This is a genomic window from Vulcaniibacterium thermophilum, from assembly GCF_007923255.1.
GTDB lineage: Bacteria > Pseudomonadota > Gammaproteobacteria > Xanthomonadales > Xanthomonadaceae > Lysobacter_F > Lysobacter_F thermophilum.
Map to the genome: position 1 here is coordinate 1 of NZ_VOHJ01000024.1, position 17,314 is coordinate 17,314.

Here is a 17,314-nt window from a genome sequence, read left to right on the forward strand (position 1 = left end):
GGCGGAGCGCGCGGCGCTGGAGGCGGCGATCGCCGACGCCCGCCGCCGCCGCGACGCCTGCACGGTCGCGCCGCCGCCGCGCTACTGACGTGCCGGTGGACGCCTACTCGCTGGCCGCCGCGGCGCGCGCCGCGCTGTCCGAAGGCGGCGACCTCGCGCGCGCGATTCCGGCGTTCGCCCCGCGCGCCGCGCAGCAGGACCTCGCCGCCGCGATCGCCGAGAGCATCGAACGCCGCGACGCCCTCGTCGCCGAGGCCGGCACCGGCACCGGCAAGACGTTCGCCTACCTCGTGCCGGCGATCCTGTCGGGCCTGAAGACCATCGTCTCCACCGGCACCCGCGCATTGCAGGACCAGCTCTACCACCGCGACCTGCCGCGCGTGCGCGACGCGCTCGGCCGCGGGATCAGGACCGCGCTGCTGAAGGGCCGCGCCAACTACCTGTGCCGCTACCGGCTGGAGAAGGCGAAGGGCGAGCCGCGCTTCACCAGCCGCGAGCAGATCGCCCTGTTCCAGCGCATCGTCGCCTGGTCCGGCCGCACCCGGCTGGGGGACCTGGCCGAGATCGAGGCGCTGCCGGACGACTCGCCGCTGCTGCCGATGGTCACCAGCACCGCCGAGAACTGCCTCGGCGGCGAATGTCCGTTCTGGCAGGACTGCTTCGTGGTGCAGGCGCGCCAGCGCGCGCAGGCGGCGGACCTGGTGGTGGTCAACCATCACCTGCTGCTCGCCGACCTGGCGCTCAAGCAGGAGGGCTTCGGCGAAATCCTGCCCGGCGCGCAGGCGTTCGTGGTCGACGAGGCGCACCAGCTTCCGGAGCTGGCGGCGCAGTTCTTCGGCGAATCGCTGTCGGCGCGGCCGCTGGTCGAACTGGCGCGCGACGCCATCGCCGAGTGCAAGGAGACCACCGGCGCCCTGGCCGTCGTGCAGGGACCGGCGCGCGCGCTCGAGGCCGCCACCCGCACGCTGCGCGCGGCGATGGAACCGCTGCCCGTGCGCGCCACGCGGCAGCGCGCGCTGGCGGTGGTGGAGGTGAGCGAGGCGCTGGAGGCGCTCGATCGCGCGCTCGAGGAGATGACCGCCGCGCTCGAAGCGCTGCGCGAAAGCGCGCCCGGGTTCGAGAGCGCCCATGCGCGCTCGCGCGAGTTCCGTGCGCGGCTGGCGCGCTGGGTCGGGCGGCCGCGCGAGGCGGTCGTGCCCGCGGATGGCGCGAGCGAGGCGCAGGAGGCCGAAGCGCCGCCGAGCCCTGCCGTGCCCGCCGCCGCCTCCGATCATGCCGCCGCGGAAGCCGCCACCGGCCCGGCGCGCGCACGCGCCGGCGGTGCGCCGGTGGCCTGGTACGAACTGTCGCCGCGCGGCTTCCGCCTGAGCCGCACACCGCTCGACGTGTCCGGCCCGCTCGCCCGCCACCGCGAAGCCTCGCGCGCGGCCTGGGTGTTCACCTCGGCGACGCTCGCGGTCGAAGGCCGCTTCGACCATTTCGCCGCCAAGCTCGGTCTGGTCGAACCGCGCACGCTGCTGGCGCCGAGCCCGTTCGACTGGGCGCGGCAGGCGCTGTGCTACCTGCCGCCGCGCCTGCCGGATCCGGCGGTGCGCGAGTACACGCGGGCGGTGATCGACGCCGTGCGCCCGGTGCTGGAAGCCTCCGGCGGCCGCGCGTTCCTGCTGTTCGCCTCGCACCGCGCCCTGCGCGAGGCGGCCGAGGCGCTGCGCGCCGGTCCGTGGCCGCTGTTCGTGCAGGGCGAGGCCCCGCGCGGCGCGCTGCTGCAGCGCTTCCGCGAATCCGGCAACGGCGTGCTGCTCGGCACCGCCAGCTTCCGCGAAGGCGTGGACGTGGCCGGCGAGGCGCTCAGCGTGGTGGTGATCGACAAGCTGCCGTTCGCCGCGCCCGACGATCCGGTGTTCGAAGCGCGCCTGGAGGCCATCCGCCGCGCCGGTGGGCAGCCGTTCCGCGACGAGCAACTGCCGCAGGCCGTCATCGCCCTCAAGCAGGGCGCCGGCCGCCTGATCCGCACCGAAACCGACCGCGGCGTGCTGGTCCTGTGCGACCCGCGCCTGCTCACCAAAAGCTACGGCCGCGTCTTCCTCGACTCGCTGCCGCCGATGCCGCGCACACGGGATGTGGGGGAGGTGGCGCGGTTCTTCGGGACAGGGGAGTAGGGAGCACCGCGCATCGTCGGATGCCTGTTCTCGTCGTTCGCGCGCAGGCGCGACACGCGGGTGCCCCCGTCCGGACCCTCCACGCAAAGCCATGCCCGCCCGTTTGCGGCATCCTGTCCCGCCCTCGCGCTCATCCCCTCTCCCTCAGCGGGGGAGAGGGCCGGGGTGAGGGGCGCGCCGCGGGCGCGCAGACCCCATCCCGAATCGCCGTTCCCGAATCCCGCCGCCCATGCACCTGCTCGCCTTCGAAACCGCCACCGAAGCCTGCTCGGTCGCCCTCTGGATCGACGGCGAGGTGCGCGAGCGCTTCGAGATCGCGCCGCGGCGGCATGCCGAGCTCGCACTGCCGTGGGCGGACGAACTGCTCGCCGAGGCAGGGCTCGCCCGCCGCCAGCTCGACGCGATCGCGGTCGGCCGCGGGCCGGGCGCGTTCACCGGGGTGCGGCTGGCGATCGCGCTGGCGCAGGGCATCGCGCTCGCGCTCGACCGGCCGGTGGTGCCGGTCTCCACGCTCGCCGCGCTCGCCTGCCGTTCGCACGCGCGCCACGTGCTGGCGGCGATCGATGCGCGCATGGGCGAGGTCTACGCGGGAGCGTTCGAGCGCCACGGCGGTCGCCTGCACGCGTTGACCGCCGAGACCGTGGGCGCGCCGCAGGCGGTGGCGGTGCCGGAGGGGCCGAACTGGGCCGGCGTCGGCACCGGCTTCGACGCCGCCGAAGGCGCCCTGCAGCAGCGCCTGCGCGATCGCCTCCTCAGCGTCGACCCGCGCGCCCTGCCGCACGCGGCCGATGTCGCCATGCTCGCCGCCGATGCGTTCGCGCAGGGCCACGCGCTGCCGCCCGAGCGGGTCGAACCGGCTTACCTGCGCGACAACGTCGCCTTGACCCTGGAACAGCAGCAGGCCCTGCGCGCGGGCAGGGAATGACGCACGCGCGGGGCGCGTCCGCCCGTCCTCCGTTCCCGTTCCCCGCTCCCCGCTCCCCGTTCCCCGTTCCCCGTTCCCCGTTCCCCGTTCCCCGTTCCCGAGTCCCGGACCCCGCTCAGTCGTCCAGCATCGCCCCCTCGGGCAGGAACAGCCACGTCCGGGTGACATGCAGGATGTCCGGGTCTTCCTCGGTCTTCGGCAGCGGCGGGTAGGGCTCGGCGAGGCGGGCGATGCGCAGCGCCGAGGCGTCCAGCAGCGGGGTGCCGCTGCCGCGCACGATGTCCGCGCGCTCGACGCTGCCGTCGCGGCGGATCGCCACCGTGATCACCACCCGGCCGGCCAGCCGGCGGCGGCGCGCCTCGTCCGGATAGTTGAGGTTGCCGACCCGCTCGACCCGGTCGACCCATTGCCGCAGGTAGGCCGCCCACGCGTACTCGGTGGTGCTGGCCGACACGAACTTGCGCTTCGGCCGCTTGGCATAGCGCTGCGACTGCATGTGGATCTCGGCCGCCAGGCGCGCCATCTCCATGTCGCGCTCGACCTTCTCCGGCCCGGCCGGCAACGGGCGCAGGCCCGGATCGGTCGGCGCCTGCGGCCGCGCCAGCGCCTGCTCGCCGCGCACGCTCCGCACCACCCGCTCCTGCGGCGCCGGCTGCGGCGCCGGCGACTGCGCGCGCAGCGGCTTCGGCGCGGCCCCGCCCTCGGCCTGCGGCAGCGGGCCGGACAGCGCCTCGCGCGGCCGCGAACTGCGCTCGTCCTCGCCGCCGCCCTGGTTGTTGGCCTGGGCGAGGAAATCCGCCTGCTTCGGCGTCAGCGGCGTCTGCGTCTCGGTCAGGATCACGTCCAGCGTCGGCATCATCGGCGCGGCGTCCTGCACCGCGAAGCCGATGCCGAGGATCACCAGCGCGTGCACCAGCAGCGACAGCACGAAGGTCGCCGACAGGCGCTGGTTCTCGCTGATCGCGGGGGCGGGGACGCTGGCCATGGCGCGCCTCAGCGTAGCCGGCCGCGGCCGCCGGTCGCGCCGCCGCCGTTCATCCGTTCGGACTGTCGCGCGACCGCCGTCACGCCGCCATCCGCGCCTCGATCGCGTCGAACAGCCGCCCGGCGATGTTGAGCCCGAACTGCGCGTCCAGCTCGCGGATGCAGGTCGGGCTGGTGACATTGACCTCGGTGAGGTAATCGCCGATCACGTCCAGGCCGACGAACAGCATCCCGCGCCTTTTCATTTCCGGTCCGACCTGCGCGGCGATCCAGCGGTCGCGCTCGGACAGCGGCCGGCCCTCGCCGCGGCCGCCGGCGGCCAGGTTGCCGCGGAACTCGTCGCCCTGCGGGATGCGCGCCAGACAGTAGTCGACCGGCTCGCCGTCGACCAGCAGGATGCGCTTGTCGCCGTCGCGGATCTCCGGCAGATAGCGCTGCGCCAGCGCCAGCCCGCGGCCGTGGCGGGTCAGCGTCTCGAGGATCACGTTGAGGTTGGGATCGTCGGCGCGTGTGCGGAAGATCGAGTGGCCGCCCATGCCGTCCAGCGGTTTCAGCACCGCCTCGCCGTGTTCCCTGACGAACGCCTTCAGCACCTCCGCCTCGCGGCTGACCCGGGTCGGCGGACAGCAGTGCGGGAACAGCAGCGCGGCCAGCTTCTCGTTGTAGTCGCGCAGGCCCTGCGGGTCGTTCACCACCAGCGCGCCGTTCTGCTGGGCCACCGTCAGGATCTGGGCGTCGTGCAGGTATTCGGCGTCGACCGGCGGGTCCTTGCGCATCAGCACCGCCTGTCCCGCGCCCAGCTCGACCCAGGACCAGGCGCCCAGCGCGAACCAGCCTTCCGGGTCGTCGCGCACCGTCAGCGGCGCCACCTTGGCGACCGCCTGCCCGTCGCGCAGGCCAAGCCCCCCGGGGCGGACGTACAGCAGACGGTGACCGCGGCGCTGCGCCTCCAGCAGCATGGCGAACGTCGAATCCTTGGCGATCTTGATCGACCCGATCGGGTCCATCACCACCACGATGTCGAAAGAGCGGGCGGTCATGTGCGGTCCTGAACAACAGTCGCGGCATGGTAACAGCGCGCCGGAATCTTCACGCGGGCGTTCAGTTTCCGGCGCAAGCGTTTGACTTGACACCATCCGCGCGGCTTGAAATAAAGGCATCTCGCGAGGCACGGTGGGGATGCGCGGTGCTCGCCCAGGGGAAGCCACGAATGCTCGAAGAAGTCCCGAACAGCGGGCGACTGGACGGTCTGAAGGTCATGGTGATCGATGACTCCAAGACCATCCGACGCACCGCCGAAACGCTGTTGAAACGCGAAGGCTGCGAAGTCGTCACCGCGACCGACGGCTTCGAGGCGCTGGCGAAGATCGCCGACACGCATCCCGACATCATCTTCGTCGACATCATGATGCCCCGGCTCGACGGGTATCAGACCTGCGCGCTGATCAAGAACAACCAGATGTTCAAGAGCACGCCGGTGATCATGCTGTCCTCGAAGGACGGTTTGTTCGACAAGGCCCGCGGCCGCATCGTCGGCTCCGAGCAGTACCTGACCAAGCCGTTCACGCGCGAGGAACTCCTCGACGCGATCCGCAAGTACGTCAACCACGCCTGACCGGGGGGTAGGGCATCCAATGGCACGCATCCTTCTGATCGAGGACTCGCCGACCGACACGGCGGTCCTGACCCAACTGCTCGAGCGCAACGGCCACCAGGTCATCGCCACCGCCAGCGCCGAGGACGGCATCGAGGTCTGCAAGCGCGAACGGCCCGACCTCGTGCTGATGGATGTCGTCCTGCCGGGCATGAACGGCTTCCAGGCCACCCGCGCGCTCTCGCGCGATGCCGAGACGCAGGGCATCCCGGTGCTGATCGTCAGCACCAAGGGCATGGAGACGGACAAGGCCTGGGGCATGCGCCAGGGCGCCAAGGACTACATCGTCAAGCCGCCGCGCGAGGACGATCTGATCGCCCGCATCAACGCGCTGCTCGCCGCTTGAGCGCCGTCATGGACGGGGTCGCCACCCTTCCCGAACGCAGCCGGACGGTCACCCCGGAGCTGGCGGGTCTTGCGCCGTTCGAGGTGCTGCTGGAGTACGAGCAGCGCAGCCTGCATCACATCGCCGGCCTGCCCGAGCAGCTCGACGCGCCCGGCCTGTGGCGCGGCGTCGGCTACCGCATCGGCGGCCGTCGCCTGGTGTCCGCCTACGGCGAGGTCCGCGAGATCCTGCCGCTGCCCCCGATCACCCCGGTTCCGGGGGCGCAGCCGTGGATGCTCGGCGTGGCCAACGTGCGCGGCAACCTGCTGCCGATCGTCGACCTCAAGCAGTTCCTCGAGGGCGAGCGCACCGTGATCCACGAAAGCCAGCGCGTGCTGCTGGTGCGCCAGCCCGGCGGCGACGTCTGCGTGCTGATCGAGGAACTGTTCGGCCAGCGCACCTTCAACGACGCGCACCGCATCGAACCGGAAGGCCTCGCCGAGGGGCGCTACGCGCACTTCGTCGAGCAGGCCTATCGCACCGGCGACCAGGTCTGGGGCGTTTTCAGCCTCGACCGTCTCGCCCGCACTCCCGAATTCCGACAAGCCGCGGCGTGAGAGCCGCACGCATCGAGGTTGAACCATGAGCACTGTGATGGACACCGTCGCCGGCAAGGGCCGCAATCTGGGGGTCAACGCCTGGTTGACCATTCTCGGCATCGCGGTGCTGGTGTTCGGTCTCAACACCGGCTACGCGACGTGGAAGGCACGCCAGCTCGGCGGCGCCAGCACCGCGGCTTCGGACCTGCGCGTGCTGTCGCAGCAGCTCGCCAACCAGGGTCGCGACGCGGTCGCCGGTAGCGCCCAGGCCTACGCCGGCTTCAAGGAAACCAAGGCGCGCATCGACGAGAACGTCGAGCGTCTGCGGACCGACTTCGGCAACACCCCCGGCGTGACCGGCGAGGTGCAGCAGGTGGTGAACACCTGGACGCCGCTGGCGCGCAGCGCCGACCAGTTGATCGCGTCCGAGGCGGCGGTGCTGGCGCTGGCCGGCAACGCCGACCGCTTCAACAGCAAGGTGCCGCAGCTGCAGGCGCGTCTGGACGAGCTGGTGCGCGCGATGTCGGCGTCCGGCTCGCCGTCCTCGCAGGTCTACATCGCCCTGCGCCAGGTCGTGCTGTCGGGCACGATGGCGCGCCGCATCACCGAGATCCGCGCCGGCGGCGCCGGCGCGCAGATGGCCGGCGACGCGCTGGCGCGCGACGCCGCGGTGTTCGGCAACGTCCTCACCGGCCTGCGCAAGGGCGACGCCACGCTCGGCGTCACCCCGCTCGGCAACGGCGGCGCGCTCGCCGCGCTCGGTCAGGCCGAGGCGCTGTGGGGCGACATGAAGAAGGACCTCGATGCCATCCTCGGCAGCTCGCAGAACCTGTTCCGCGCGCAGTCGTCGGCCGCCGCGATCGCCACCGGCGCCAACACCCTGCTCGACGACAGCCGCAAGCTGTTCCAGGCGCTGACCGCGTTCGGCTCGCTGAAGGACACCTCCATCTTCGGCAACATCTGGATCTCGATCTTCTCCGGCGCGATCGCGCTGCTGGCCATCGCCGGCCTGCTGTACGCCCTGAACCGGCAGCAGCAACTGCGCTACCAGGCCACCAAGGAGCTGAACGACCGCAACCAGGAGGCGATCATGCGCCTGCTGGACGAGATGGGTTCGCTCGCGGAAGGCGACCTGACGGTGAAGGCGACGGTCACCGAGGACATGACCGGCGCGATCGCCGACTCGATCAACTTCGCCGTCGAGCAGCTCCGCAGCCTGGTGCAGACGATCACCGACACCTCGGTGCAGGTCGCCGCCAGCGCGCAGGAAACGCAGGCCACCGCGATGCACCTGGCCGAGGCGGCCGAGCACCAGGCGCGCGAGATCAACACCGCCACCGCGCGTATCAACGAGATCGCGGCCAGCATTAACGAGGTTTCGCGCAACACCGCCGAATCCGCGGAAGTGGCGCGCCGCTCGGCGCAGATCGCGACCCAGGGCGCGGGCGTGGTGCGCCAGACGATCGCGGGCATGGACTCGATCCGCGACCAGATCCAGGAAACCTCGAAGCGCATCAAGCGCCTGGGCGAAAGCTCGCAGGAAATCGGCTCGATCGTCGAACTCATCAACGACATCTCGGAGCAGACGAACATCCTCGCGCTGAACGCCGCCATCCAGGCGGCCTCGGCGGGCGAGGCGGGCCGCGGCTTCGCGGTCGTCGCGGACGAGGTGCAGCGACTCGCCGAGCGCGCGTCGAACGCGACCAAGCGAATCGAGACGCTGGTGCAGACGATTCAGGCCGACACCAACGAAGCGGTCAGCTCGATGGAGCAGACCACCGCCGAGGTGGTGGCCGGTGCGCGCCTGGCCGAGGACGCCGGTACCGCGCTGGGCGAGATCGAAAAGGTGTCGTCGGAACTGTCGAACCTGATTCAGAACATCTCCGCCGCCGCCCAGCAGCAGTCGACCGCGGCGTCGAACATCACCCACACGATGAACACCATTCAGCAGATCACCTCGCAGACCTCGCAGGGCGCCAATCAGACCGCCGCGTCGATTGGAAACCTCGCGCAGCTCGCGGCCGATCTGCGCCGTTCGGTCGCGGACTTCAAGCTGCCGGCCTGACGCACGACCTAGGAAACGAGTTCCCATGCAAGCGATCGCGGCTCATGCCGGCCAGTGTCGGGCCCGAGAGGGAGGTCTGCGATGAGCAGCGCCCTCCGCGAAGCGATCGACACCACCACGCTCGGCTGGATCAAGCCCGAGCTCGACGAAACCCTGCGCCGCGCGCGCGAGGAGATCGAGGCGTTCGTCGACGACGGCGATGCCGGTCACATGCGCACCTGCGCCGGGCACATGCACCAGGTGCACGGCACGCTGCGCATGGTCGAGCTCTATGCGCCGGCGCTGGTGGCGGAGGAGATGGAGCGCCTGGCGCTGGCGCTGCACCGCGGCGAGATCGACGATCGCGAGGAAGCGTGCGCGTCGCTCATGCGCGGCGCGGTGCTGCTGCCCGACTACCTCGAGCGGCTGCAGAGCGGCCACCGCGACATTCCGATCGTGCTGCTGCCGCTGCTCAACGAGCTGCGCGCCAGCCGCGGCGAGGCGGGGCTGTCGGAAAGCGTGCTGTTCTCGCCCGATCTCGACCGACCCTTGCCCGACTACGTGCCGGCGCTGCAGTCCGCGGCGGCGGTGGGGTCGGCGCCCGCGCGCAATGCCAATCAGGCCCGGCTGGCCGCCCTGCGTGAGGCGCTCGCGGCCTGGCCGGAGGACGGCGCGCCGGGCGATGCGGCAAGGCTCGCGACCGCCCTCGACGCGCTGCTGGCCGAGGTCGAACTGGAACCGCTGCGCCGCATGCTGTGGGTGGCCGCCTCGGTGGCCGCCGCGCTGCGCGACGGCGTGATGCCGCCCAGCCGCGGCCTGCGGCAGGCGTTCGGCGGCGTCGAGCGCGAAGCGCGCAACCTGCTGTCCGAAGACCATTTCGGCGTACCGCTCGGCGAGCCCACCGCCGAGCCGACCCGCCAGTTGCTGTACCACGTCGCGCACACGGCGGTCTCGCACCCGTCGCTCGACGCCCTGCGCGAGACCTTCGATCTGGCCGCCCACCTGCCGAGCGAGCGCGAACTCGAACACGCGCGCGGCAGCCTCAGCGGACGCAACCGCGCGCTGCTGGACACCGTCTCGGCCGCGATCAAGGAGGACCTGCTGCGGGTGAAGGACGCGCTCGATCTGCACCTGCGCACCGGCAGCGGCCAGGTCGCCGAACTGCAGCCGCAGGTCGAGGTGCTCGCGCGCGTCGCCGACACGCTGAGCATGATGGGCCTGGGCCAGGCCGCTTCGGTGGTGCTGCAGCAGCGCGACGCGATGCGCGAGATCGTCGCCGGCCGCCGGCTGGCCGACGAGAGCGCGCTGCTCGACGTGGCCGGCGCGCTGCTGTTCGTCGACGCCGCGCTCGACGATCAGGTCGCGCGCCTGGGCGACGGCGACGCCGCCGGCGCCGCGCAGGACGACCTGCTCGCCAGCGAATCGCGCAAGGTGCTCGACGTCGTCGTGCGCGAGGCGATCGCCAACTTCTCCGACGCGCGCCAGGCGTTCGTGGCGTTCGTCGAGACCAACTGGGACCACAGCGAGCTCGCCGAGGTGCCGCGCCTGCTGGACGAGGTGGGCGGTGCGCTGCGCATCCTCGATCTGCCGGGCCCGGCCGACCTGCTGGTCGGCGTGAAGCGCTACGCCGAGCGCGAGCTGATCGCGCGCAGGCGCGTGCCGAGCGGGCAGCAGCTCGACACCCTGGCCGACGCGCTGGCGAGCCTGGAGTACTACCTCGAGGCGCTGCGCGATCGTCGCCCGAACCGCGACAACATCCTCGACATCGCCCGCCAAAGCCTGGAGGCGCTCGGCTACTGGCCGCTGCCGGTCGAGGAGGCGCCGCTTCCGCCGGTGGGCGCGCCGCTCATCGAGGACGAGATCGCGCAGGCGCTCCAGCTCGACCGCCATACGCCGGTCAGTTTCGACCGTTCCGCGCTGGTCGGCCCGACGCCGCCGCTGGTGCCGAAGGCCCCGGTGGAGGCCGCCAACAGCGAGGCCGCGGCCGCATCGCCCACCGTCGAGGCGCCGCCCGCCGGGGCATCGCCTGCGCCCGCGCCCACGGCGCCTGCGCCCGCGCCGGTGGCGGCCGGCGTCCCCGCGCTCGGCGGCTTCGAGCACAGCGACGACATCGACGACGAGATCCGCGAGGTGTTCCTCGAGGAACTCGACGAGGAGGTCCGCAACCTTTCCGAACTGCTGCCGGCGTGGCACGAGAATCCGGACGACGTCGAGCGCCTGCGCCCGATCCGCCGCGTCTTCCACACCCTGAAGGGCAGCGGCCGGCTGGTCGGCGCCAAGACGCTCGGCGAGTTCAGCTGGAAGATCGAGAGCCTGCTCAACCGCGTGCTCGACGGCAGCCGTCCGGCCTCGCCGGCGGTCATCGCGATGGTCGGTCACGCCTACGACACCCTGCCGCAGTTGCGCGAGGCGCTGCGCAGCGGGGCGCCCGTGCGCGCCGATCTCGCCGGCCTGGAGGCCTGCGCCGAGCGTCTGGCGACGGGCGAGGAGATCCTCTACACGCCGCCGGCGCCGCCGCCGGTGGCCGAACCGGAGCCGGAACCGCAGGCCGCCGTGCCCGCGCCGCTCGAGCGCGACGAGGCGGAGGCCGACATCGGTCTCGAAGAACTGGCGGCGGAGGTCGAGGCCCTGGTCGCGGCCGAAGCCGAGGCCGAGACGGCCGGATTGCCGGAAGCCGCATCCGAGTGGAGCGAAGCGGAAGCCCTCGCCGACGACGACTGGGGCGTGCCGGCCGCAGTCGACTCGGTGCTGCTGGAGATCCTCAGCGCCGAGGCCAACGGCCATCTGGCCACCATCGAACAATGGCTGGCCGACGCCGAAGGCAGCGCCGACGGGCATCCGGCCACCGAGCCGCTGCGGCGCGCCATCCACACGTTGAACGGCGCGTTCGCGATGACCGAAGTGCCGGTCATCACCGACATCACCGGTCCGGCCGAAACCTACGTCAAGCGGCTGCTCGCCGCCGGGCAGGCGGCCGACGCGGAGGGCGTGTCGGCGATGACGGCGGTGGCCGCCGCGGTCCGCCGCACGCTGGAGGCGCTGCAGTCGCCGATGCCGCGCGTGCCGCGCTTCGAGGGGCTGGCCGAGCGCATCGCCGCGCTGCGCGACAGCCTGCCGGAAGCGCGCTCGCCGATGCTGGTCGAGCCGGACGAGGCGCCGGCACCGGAGGTCGAGGAAATCTCGCCGCTGGATCTCACCGCGTTCGCGCCGGAACTGACGATCGGCGCCCCGCGCGCGGTCAGCGCCGGCGATTCGATCGTCCAGGTGGCCGTCGAGGCGGAGGGCGCCGGCTTCGACGAGGCGTCGGCGGAGGCCGGCGACGTCGTCGTGCCGCCGGCCGTGCCCGCCAACCTGGCGCTGGTGGAGGCCGAGCGTCTCGAAGCCGAACGTCGCGAAGCCGAGCGCCGCGAAGCCGAGCGCCGCGAAGCCGAGCGTCTCGAAGCCGAGCGCCGCGAAGCCGAGCGTCTCGAAGCCGAGCGCCGCGAAGCCGAGCGCCGCGAAGCCGAGCGCCTCGAAGCCGAACGCCTCGAAGCCGAACGCCTCGAAGCCGAACGCCTCGAAGCCGAACGCCTCGAAGCCGAACGCCTCGAAGCCGAACGCCTCGAAGCCGAGCGTCTCGAAGCGGAGCGTCTGGAAGCCGAACGTCTCGAAGCCGAACGCCTCGAAGCCGAACGCCTCGAAGCCGAACGCCTCGAAGCCGAACGCCTCGAAGCCGAACGCCTCGAAGCCGAGCGTCTCGAAGCCGAACGCCTCGAAGCCGAACGCCTCGAAGCGGAGCGTCTGGAAGCCGAACGTCTCGAAGCCGAACGTCTCGAAGCCGAACGTCTCGAAGCCGAGCGTCGCGAAGCCGAGCGTCTGGAAGCGGAGCGTCTGGAAGCCGAACGCCTCGAAGCGGAGCGTCTGGAAGCCGAGCGTCTCGAAGCCGAGCGTCTGGAAGCGGAGCGTCTGGAAGCCGAACGCCTGGCCCGCGAAGCCGCCGAGGCCGAGGCCGAGCGGCTCGCGGACGAGGCCGAGTACGCCCGCCTCGAAGCCGAGTACGAAGCCGAGCGGCTTGCCCGCGAGGCGCTGGCGCGCGCGCAGGCGGCTGTCGAGCAGGGCCTTGCGCCCGTGACGGAAGACGCCGCGTCGACGGCCGCAACGCCGGCGGCAGCGGCGGAAACCGGCATCGCCGCATCCGACGCCGGCGATCCGCCCGACCCCGACCAGCCGCTCGACATGAGCGATCTCGATGCGGATCTGCTGGAGATCTTCATCGAGGAAGGCCGCGACATCCTCGACCACGCCGACGGTCTGATCGCGCAACTGCGCGAGGCCCCCGGCGACCGCGAGCCGCTGGTCGCGCTGCAGCGCGACCTGCACACGCTCAAGGGCGGCGCCCGCATGGCCGGCATCATGGCGGTGGGCGAGCTCGGTCACGCGATGGAGACGCTGCTGGAGGCGGTGGCCGAACAGCGCACCGAACTCGGCCGCGACGGCGTGGCCCTGCTGGAGCGCGGCTTCGACCGCCTGCATGCGATGGTCGGCCGCGTCGCCGAGCGCCGCGCGCTGGCGATGCCGTCGAACCTGATCGCGTTGTTCGACGCCCGCGCCAGCGGCAAGCCGCTGCCGCTGCCCGCGGCTCCGGCCGAGGCGGCGACCTCGGCCGAAGCGCCGGCCGACGCGCCCGCGCCGCAGCCGGCGCCGACCAAGGTGGTGCCGCTCAAGCCGCTGTCCGCGCCGATCGGCGAAGGACCGGCGGCCGAGGAGGACGACGCCGCCACCCGCGCGCCGCAGGAGATGGTGCGCGTGCGCGCCGACCTGCTCGACCGTCTGGTCAACTACGCCGGCGAGGTGGCGATCTACCGCGCCCGCCTCGAGCAGCAGCTCGGCGCATTCCGCGCCGCGATCGCCGAAATGGCGCAGACCAACACCCGTCTGCGCGACCAGTTGCGCCGTCTGGAAATCGAGACCGAAGCGCAGATCATGGCGCGCTACCAGCGCCAGAACGATCTCGGCGACGAGGTGTTCGACCCGCTGGAGCTGGACCGCTTCTCCACCCTGCAGCAGCTCTCGCGCGCGCTGGCCGAGTCGGCCGCCGACCAGGCCAGCCTGCAGGCCACGCTCGACGATCTCACCCGCCAGTACGAAACCCTGCTGCTGCAGCAGTCGCGCGTCAGCTCCGAGCTGCAGGAAGGCCTCATGCGCACGCGCATGGTGCCGTTCGAGATCCTGCTGCCGCGCCTGCGCCGCGTGCTGCGTCAGGCCGCCGGCGAGCTCGGCAAGCAGGTGCAGCTCAAGCTCGAAGGCGCGCAGGGCGAGCTCGACCGCAACGTGCTGGAGCGCATGACCGCGCCGCTGGAGCACATGCTGCGCAACGCGGTCGCGCACGGCCTGGAGACGCCGGAGCTGCGCCGCGCCGCCGGCAAGCCGGAGGAGGGCACGGTCCGCATCGCGCTGCGCCGCGAGGGTTCGGAAATCGTGCTGGAGATCGGCGACGACGGCGCCGGGCTCAACCGCGAGGCGATCCGCCGTCGCGGCGAGGAGCGCGGCCTGATCCGTCCGGGCGCGATCCTCAGCAACGTCGATCTGGATTCGCTGATCTTCGAGCCGGGCTTCTCCACGGCCGAAACGGTCAGCCGGCTGGCCGGCCGCGGCGTGGGCATGGACGTGGTCGCGGCCGAGGTGCGCCAGCTCGGCGGCACGGTCGAAATCCATTCCACCCCCGGCCAGGGCACCACCTTCACGCTGCGCCTGCCGCAGACGCTGGCGGTGACGCAGGCGGTGTTCGTGCGCATCGGCGAGACCACCTTCGCGGTACCGATCGCCTCGGTGCGCGGCGTCGGCCGCGTGCCGCGCGACCGCCTCGAACAGCCCGACGCCACCTACCGCTACGGCGACGAGGACTACCCGATCCACGACCTCGGCGTGCTGATCGGCCACGCGCCGGCCAAGGCCGAAGGCCAGTTGCAGATGCCGCTGCTGCTGATCCGCTCGGGCGATCTGCGCGCGGCGGTGTGCATCGACCAGGTGGTCGGCAACCGCGAGATCGTGGTCAAGCCGGTGGGCCCGCAGATCGCCTCGATCCCCGGCATCTTCGGCGCCACCATCATGGGCGACGGCCGCGTGGTGGTGATCCTCGACGTCGCGCCGCTGGTGCGCCGCCACGCGCTGCTGCCGCGCGCCGAGCCGGTCGCGCCGGCGCCGGCGGTGGAGCAGCGCCGCGTGCCGCTGGTGATGGTGGTGGACGACTCGGTGACGATGCGCAAGGTCACCGGCCGCGTGCTGGAGCGCCACAACTTCGAGGTGATGACCGCGAAGGACGGCATCGACGCGCTGGAGCGCATGGCCGAGCGCGTGCCCGACCTGATGCTGCTGGACATCGAGATGCCGCGGATGGACGGCTACGAGCTGGCCGGCACGATGCGCAACGATTCGCGCCTGCGCGACGTGCCGATCATCATGATCACCTCGCGTACCGGCGAGAAGCACCGTCAACGCGCGTTCGAGCTGGGCGTCAACCGCTACCTCGGCAAGCCGTATCAGGAGCCCGAGCTGATGCGCAACGTGTTCGAACTGCTGGGAATGGCGCGTGAGCACGAGTGAAACCGCCCCGCGCGTGGCCGTGCTGGCACGGCCGGGCGCCGCCTGCGATCGCATCCGGCAGGCGCTCGATGCGATCGGCGCCAACGTGGTGCTGGTCGGCGACCCGGCCGAGCTTGCGCCCGAATCGCTGCGCGACGCGTCCGCACGCGCGGTGGTGATCGCGCTCGAACCCGCGGTGGAGAACGCGCTGGATCGCTTCGAGGTCCTGCTCGACACCCCGGAGTTGCTGGTGCTGTTCGAGGAGGCGGACCTGGCCGCGCGCCGCGAAGGCTGGGACGTGGCGCGATGGCAGCGCCATCTGGCCGCCAAGCTGTTCGGTCACGGCGACGTGCTGCCGCCGATGCCCGAAGGCGGTGCGGAGGCGATCGCGGATGCGGGCGAACTGGAGGCTGCGTTCGACGCGGCGGCCGGATTCGCGAATCCGGTAACGCAGGGCATGCGCGGCATCGCGCACGACGCACCGGCCGCCGAAGCGGCGCTGCCGGTGGACGGCCTCGGCATGGAGGCGCTGCCGGAAGCCAGCGAAGCCGCGCTCGAGACCGAGTTCGCCTTCGCCGCGGCGACCACTGCCGCCGCCGACGGCGCCGCGCCGCTGTTCGACCCGGTGGCCGCCGAGTATGCCGAGTTCGACGATGCGCCCGTGCGCTTCGATCTCGACGCCGGCCTGCCGGAGGTCGATCTCGCCGGCCAGGATTTCGCCGTGGAGCTGGATACGCGCACGCTGGCGGCCGACAACGCCGCCGTCGTGGACCTCACGTTCGACGCGCCGCTCGATGCGCCGTCGGAGATCGCGCCGGTGGCGCTCGAACCGGACCAGGACGATGCGGCCGCCGCGGACGAAACCGGCCTGCGGCAGACCCGCCTGAACGTCGAGCTGGCCGAACTGGAGCGCCGGATCGCCGGGCTGTCGCTGGTGGACGAGCACGTGCCGGCCGAGGACAACGGCGCGGTGGTCGTGCTCGCGGGCATCGGCGGTCCGGACGCCGTGCGCCAACTGCTCGGCGCGTTGCCCGCCGGCTTCCCGCGGCCGGTGCTGGTGCGCCAGCGCCTGGACGGCGGCCGCTACGACAAGCTGGTCGCGCAGATGCAGCGCGTCAGCGCCATGCCGGTGAAGCTGGCCGAGCCCGGCATGCCGATCGAACCGGGCACGGTCTACATCGCGCCGCCGGAACTGGGGCTGCAGGGCAACGGCCGCCGCGTGTTCGCCGCGGACGCGGGCGATCTGATCGCCGCGCTGCCGGCGGCCGACAGTGCGCTGCTGATGCTCAGCGGCAGCGATCCGGCGCTGGTCGACTCGGCGCTCGCGGCCAAGGCGGCCGGTGCGCTGGTGTACGGACAGGCGCTCGACGGCTGCTTCGACACTGCCGCGATCGATGCGCTGATCGCGCGCGGCGGCGAGACCGGCACGCCGGCCGAGCTGGCCGCGCGGCTGGTGGATCGCTGGCGCCAGCGCGCCACCTTCGGAGACCTGTCATGAACCCGACGCCCAGCGACATCCGAGGCGTGCTCATGCAGTTGCGCGGCGCGCGCCTGCTGCTGCCGAACGCGACGATGGCCGAAGTGCTGTCCTACGCCACGCCGGAGCCGATCGAAGGCGCGCCGGACTGGCTGCTCGGCCGGATCCGCTGGCGCGGCTACCCGCTGCCGCTGGTGGCCTTCGCCCAGCTCGCCGGTCTGGGCGAGGAGCGCGCCGACCTCGGCAGCAAGGTGGTGGTGCTGAAGGCGCTCGGCGGGCGGCCGCAGCTTCCGTACTTCGCGCTGCTGACGCAGGGCTTCCCGCGTCTGGTCACGGTCTCGCGCGATGCGCTGCTGGCCGACGGCGAGGAGGAGGAGCTGCCGCTCGCGGTGCATTCGCGCGTGCAGCTCAATCTCGACGATGCGCTGGTGCCGGATCTGCCGGCGCTCGAGGCCATGATCGAGGCCGCCCTGCGCGCGCCCGAGGCGGCCTGATCGCCGCGCTGCGACGCGGTTTCCGCACCCGGACCGAATCTTCGCAGCTGCCGCACCGGCCAGGAGCGGCTTCGGCCGCGAGCCGATCGCCG

At 72.3% G+C, this 17,314-nt stretch carries 11 protein-coding genes and 2 pseudogenes; 10 read left to right on the forward strand and 3 right to left on the reverse strand.

What is annotated here, in order from left to right:
* Positions 1 to 95: 95 nt before the first annotated feature.
* Both yoaA and tsaB read left to right on the forward strand, forming a co-directional pair.
* A complete protein-coding gene (gene yoaA, locus FQY64_RS10290) occupies positions 96 to 2,159 on the forward strand; it encodes a DNA repair helicase YoaA (RefSeq protein WP_222431779.1) in 2,064 nt (687 codons plus the stop codon).
* 229 nt (positions 2,160 to 2,388) lie between these two features.
* Positions 2,389 to 3,084: a tRNA (adenosine(37)-N6)-threonylcarbamoyltransferase complex dimerization subunit type 1 TsaB gene (tsaB, locus tag FQY64_RS10295; RefSeq protein WP_146474182.1), complete on the forward strand. Its 696-nt coding sequence runs from the start codon at positions 2,389 to 2,391 to the stop codon at positions 3,082 to 3,084.
* Positions 3,085 to 3,199: 115 nt separating this feature from the next.
* Here the strand turns inward: tsaB and FQY64_RS10300 are convergent, their stop codons facing one another.
* A complete protein-coding gene (locus FQY64_RS10300; RefSeq protein WP_146474183.1) occupies positions 3,200 to 4,069 on the reverse strand; it encodes an energy transducer TonB in 870 nt (289 codons plus the stop codon).
* A 79-nt stretch (positions 4,070 to 4,148) separates the two neighbouring features.
* A complete protein-coding gene (gene gshB / locus FQY64_RS10305; RefSeq protein WP_146474184.1) occupies positions 4,149 to 5,108 on the reverse strand; it encodes a glutathione synthase in 960 nt (319 codons plus the stop codon).
* A gap of 170 nt (positions 5,109 to 5,278) precedes the next feature.
* On the opposite strand from gshB, the gene pilG reads away from it, so the two are divergent.
* From pilG to FQY64_RS15255, 5 genes and pseudogenes are all read left to right on the forward strand, one after another.
* Positions 5,279 to 5,683 (forward strand): twitching motility response regulator PilG, encoded by a 405-nt coding sequence (gene pilG, locus FQY64_RS10310; protein WP_146474185.1) that lies wholly within the window; start codon positions 5,279 to 5,281, stop codon positions 5,681 to 5,683.
* A 19-nt stretch (positions 5,684 to 5,702) separates the two neighbouring features.
* Complete coding sequence (locus tag FQY64_RS10315) at positions 5,703 to 6,068, forward strand: response regulator (RefSeq protein ID WP_146474186.1); 366 nt, start codon at positions 5,703 to 5,705, stop codon at positions 6,066 to 6,068.
* Positions 6,069 to 6,076: 8 nt separating this feature from the next.
* Positions 6,077 to 6,664: a chemotaxis protein CheW gene (locus tag FQY64_RS10320; RefSeq protein WP_146474187.1), complete on the forward strand. Its 588-nt coding sequence runs from the start codon at positions 6,077 to 6,079 to the stop codon at positions 6,662 to 6,664.
* 25 nt (positions 6,665 to 6,689) lie between these two features.
* On the forward strand, positions 6,690 to 8,711 hold the full coding sequence (locus FQY64_RS10325) for a methyl-accepting chemotaxis protein (protein ID WP_146474188.1): 2,022 nt from the start codon (positions 6,690 to 6,692) through the stop codon (positions 8,709 to 8,711).
* 81 nt (positions 8,712 to 8,792) lie between these two features.
* Positions 8,793 to 11,720: pseudogene (locus FQY64_RS15255) on the forward strand (Hpt domain-containing protein); the annotation flags it as partial.
* Between the two features lie 208 nt (positions 11,721 to 11,928).
* On the opposite strand, the gene FQY64_RS15260 reads toward FQY64_RS15255, so the two are convergent.
* Positions 11,929 to 12,864 (reverse strand): pentapeptide repeat-containing protein, encoded by a 936-nt coding sequence (locus tag FQY64_RS15260; protein WP_146474214.1) that lies wholly within the window; start codon positions 12,862 to 12,864, stop codon positions 11,929 to 11,931.
* Between the two features lie 71 nt (positions 12,865 to 12,935).
* On the opposite strand from FQY64_RS15260, the pseudogene FQY64_RS15265 reads away from it, so the two are divergent.
* The 3 genes and pseudogenes from FQY64_RS15265 to FQY64_RS10355 form a co-directional block, all read left to right on the forward strand.
* Positions 12,936 to 15,272, forward strand: a pseudogene (locus tag FQY64_RS15265) (response regulator); the annotation flags it as partial.
* A complete protein-coding gene (locus FQY64_RS10350) occupies positions 15,259 to 16,749 on the forward strand; it encodes a chemotaxis protein CheB (protein WP_146474189.1) in 1,491 nt (496 codons plus the stop codon). The pseudogene FQY64_RS15265 and the gene FQY64_RS10350, both read left to right, overlap by 14 nt.
* Positions 16,746 to 17,222 carry a chemotaxis protein CheW gene (locus FQY64_RS10355; RefSeq protein ID WP_146474216.1) on the forward strand — a complete coding sequence of 159 codons (477 nt, stop codon included), beginning with the start codon at positions 16,746 to 16,748 and terminating at the stop codon, positions 17,220 to 17,222. Before FQY64_RS10350 ends, FQY64_RS10355 begins: the two co-directional genes overlap by 4 nt.
* The last annotated feature ends 92 nt before the right edge of the window (positions 17,223 to 17,314 follow it).

Bases quoted from the DNA above. Each gene is read 5' to 3' on its own strand.
- FQY64_RS10320 (WP_146474187.1), top strand. From the start codon at position 6,077: ATGGACGGGGTCGCCACCCTTCCCGAACGCAGCCGGACGGTCACCCCG.
- FQY64_RS10315 (WP_146474186.1), top strand. From the start codon at position 5,703: ATGGCACGCATCCTTCTGATCGAGGACTCGCCGACCGACACGGCGGTC.
- gshB (WP_146474184.1), bottom strand. From the start codon at position 5,108: ATGACCGCCCGCTCTTTCGACATCGTGGTGGTGATGGACCCGATCGGG.
- pilG (WP_146474185.1), top strand. From the start codon at position 5,279: ATGCTCGAAGAAGTCCCGAACAGCGGGCGACTGGACGGTCTGAAGGTC.
- FQY64_RS10355 (WP_146474216.1), top strand. From the start codon at position 16,746: ATGAACCCGACGCCCAGCGACATCCGAGGCGTGCTCATGCAGTTGCGC.
- FQY64_RS10300 (WP_146474183.1), bottom strand. From the start codon at position 4,069: ATGGCCAGCGTCCCCGCCCCCGCGATCAGCGAGAACCAGCGCCTGTCG.
- FQY64_RS15260 (WP_146474214.1), bottom strand. From the start codon at position 12,864: ATGCGGCGATGCCGGTTTCCGCCGCTGCCGCCGGCGTTGCGGCCGTCG.
- tsaB (WP_146474182.1), top strand. From the start codon at position 2,389: ATGCACCTGCTCGCCTTCGAAACCGCCACCGAAGCCTGCTCGGTCGCC.
- FQY64_RS10325 (WP_146474188.1), top strand. From the start codon at position 6,690: ATGAGCACTGTGATGGACACCGTCGCCGGCAAGGGCCGCAATCTGGGG.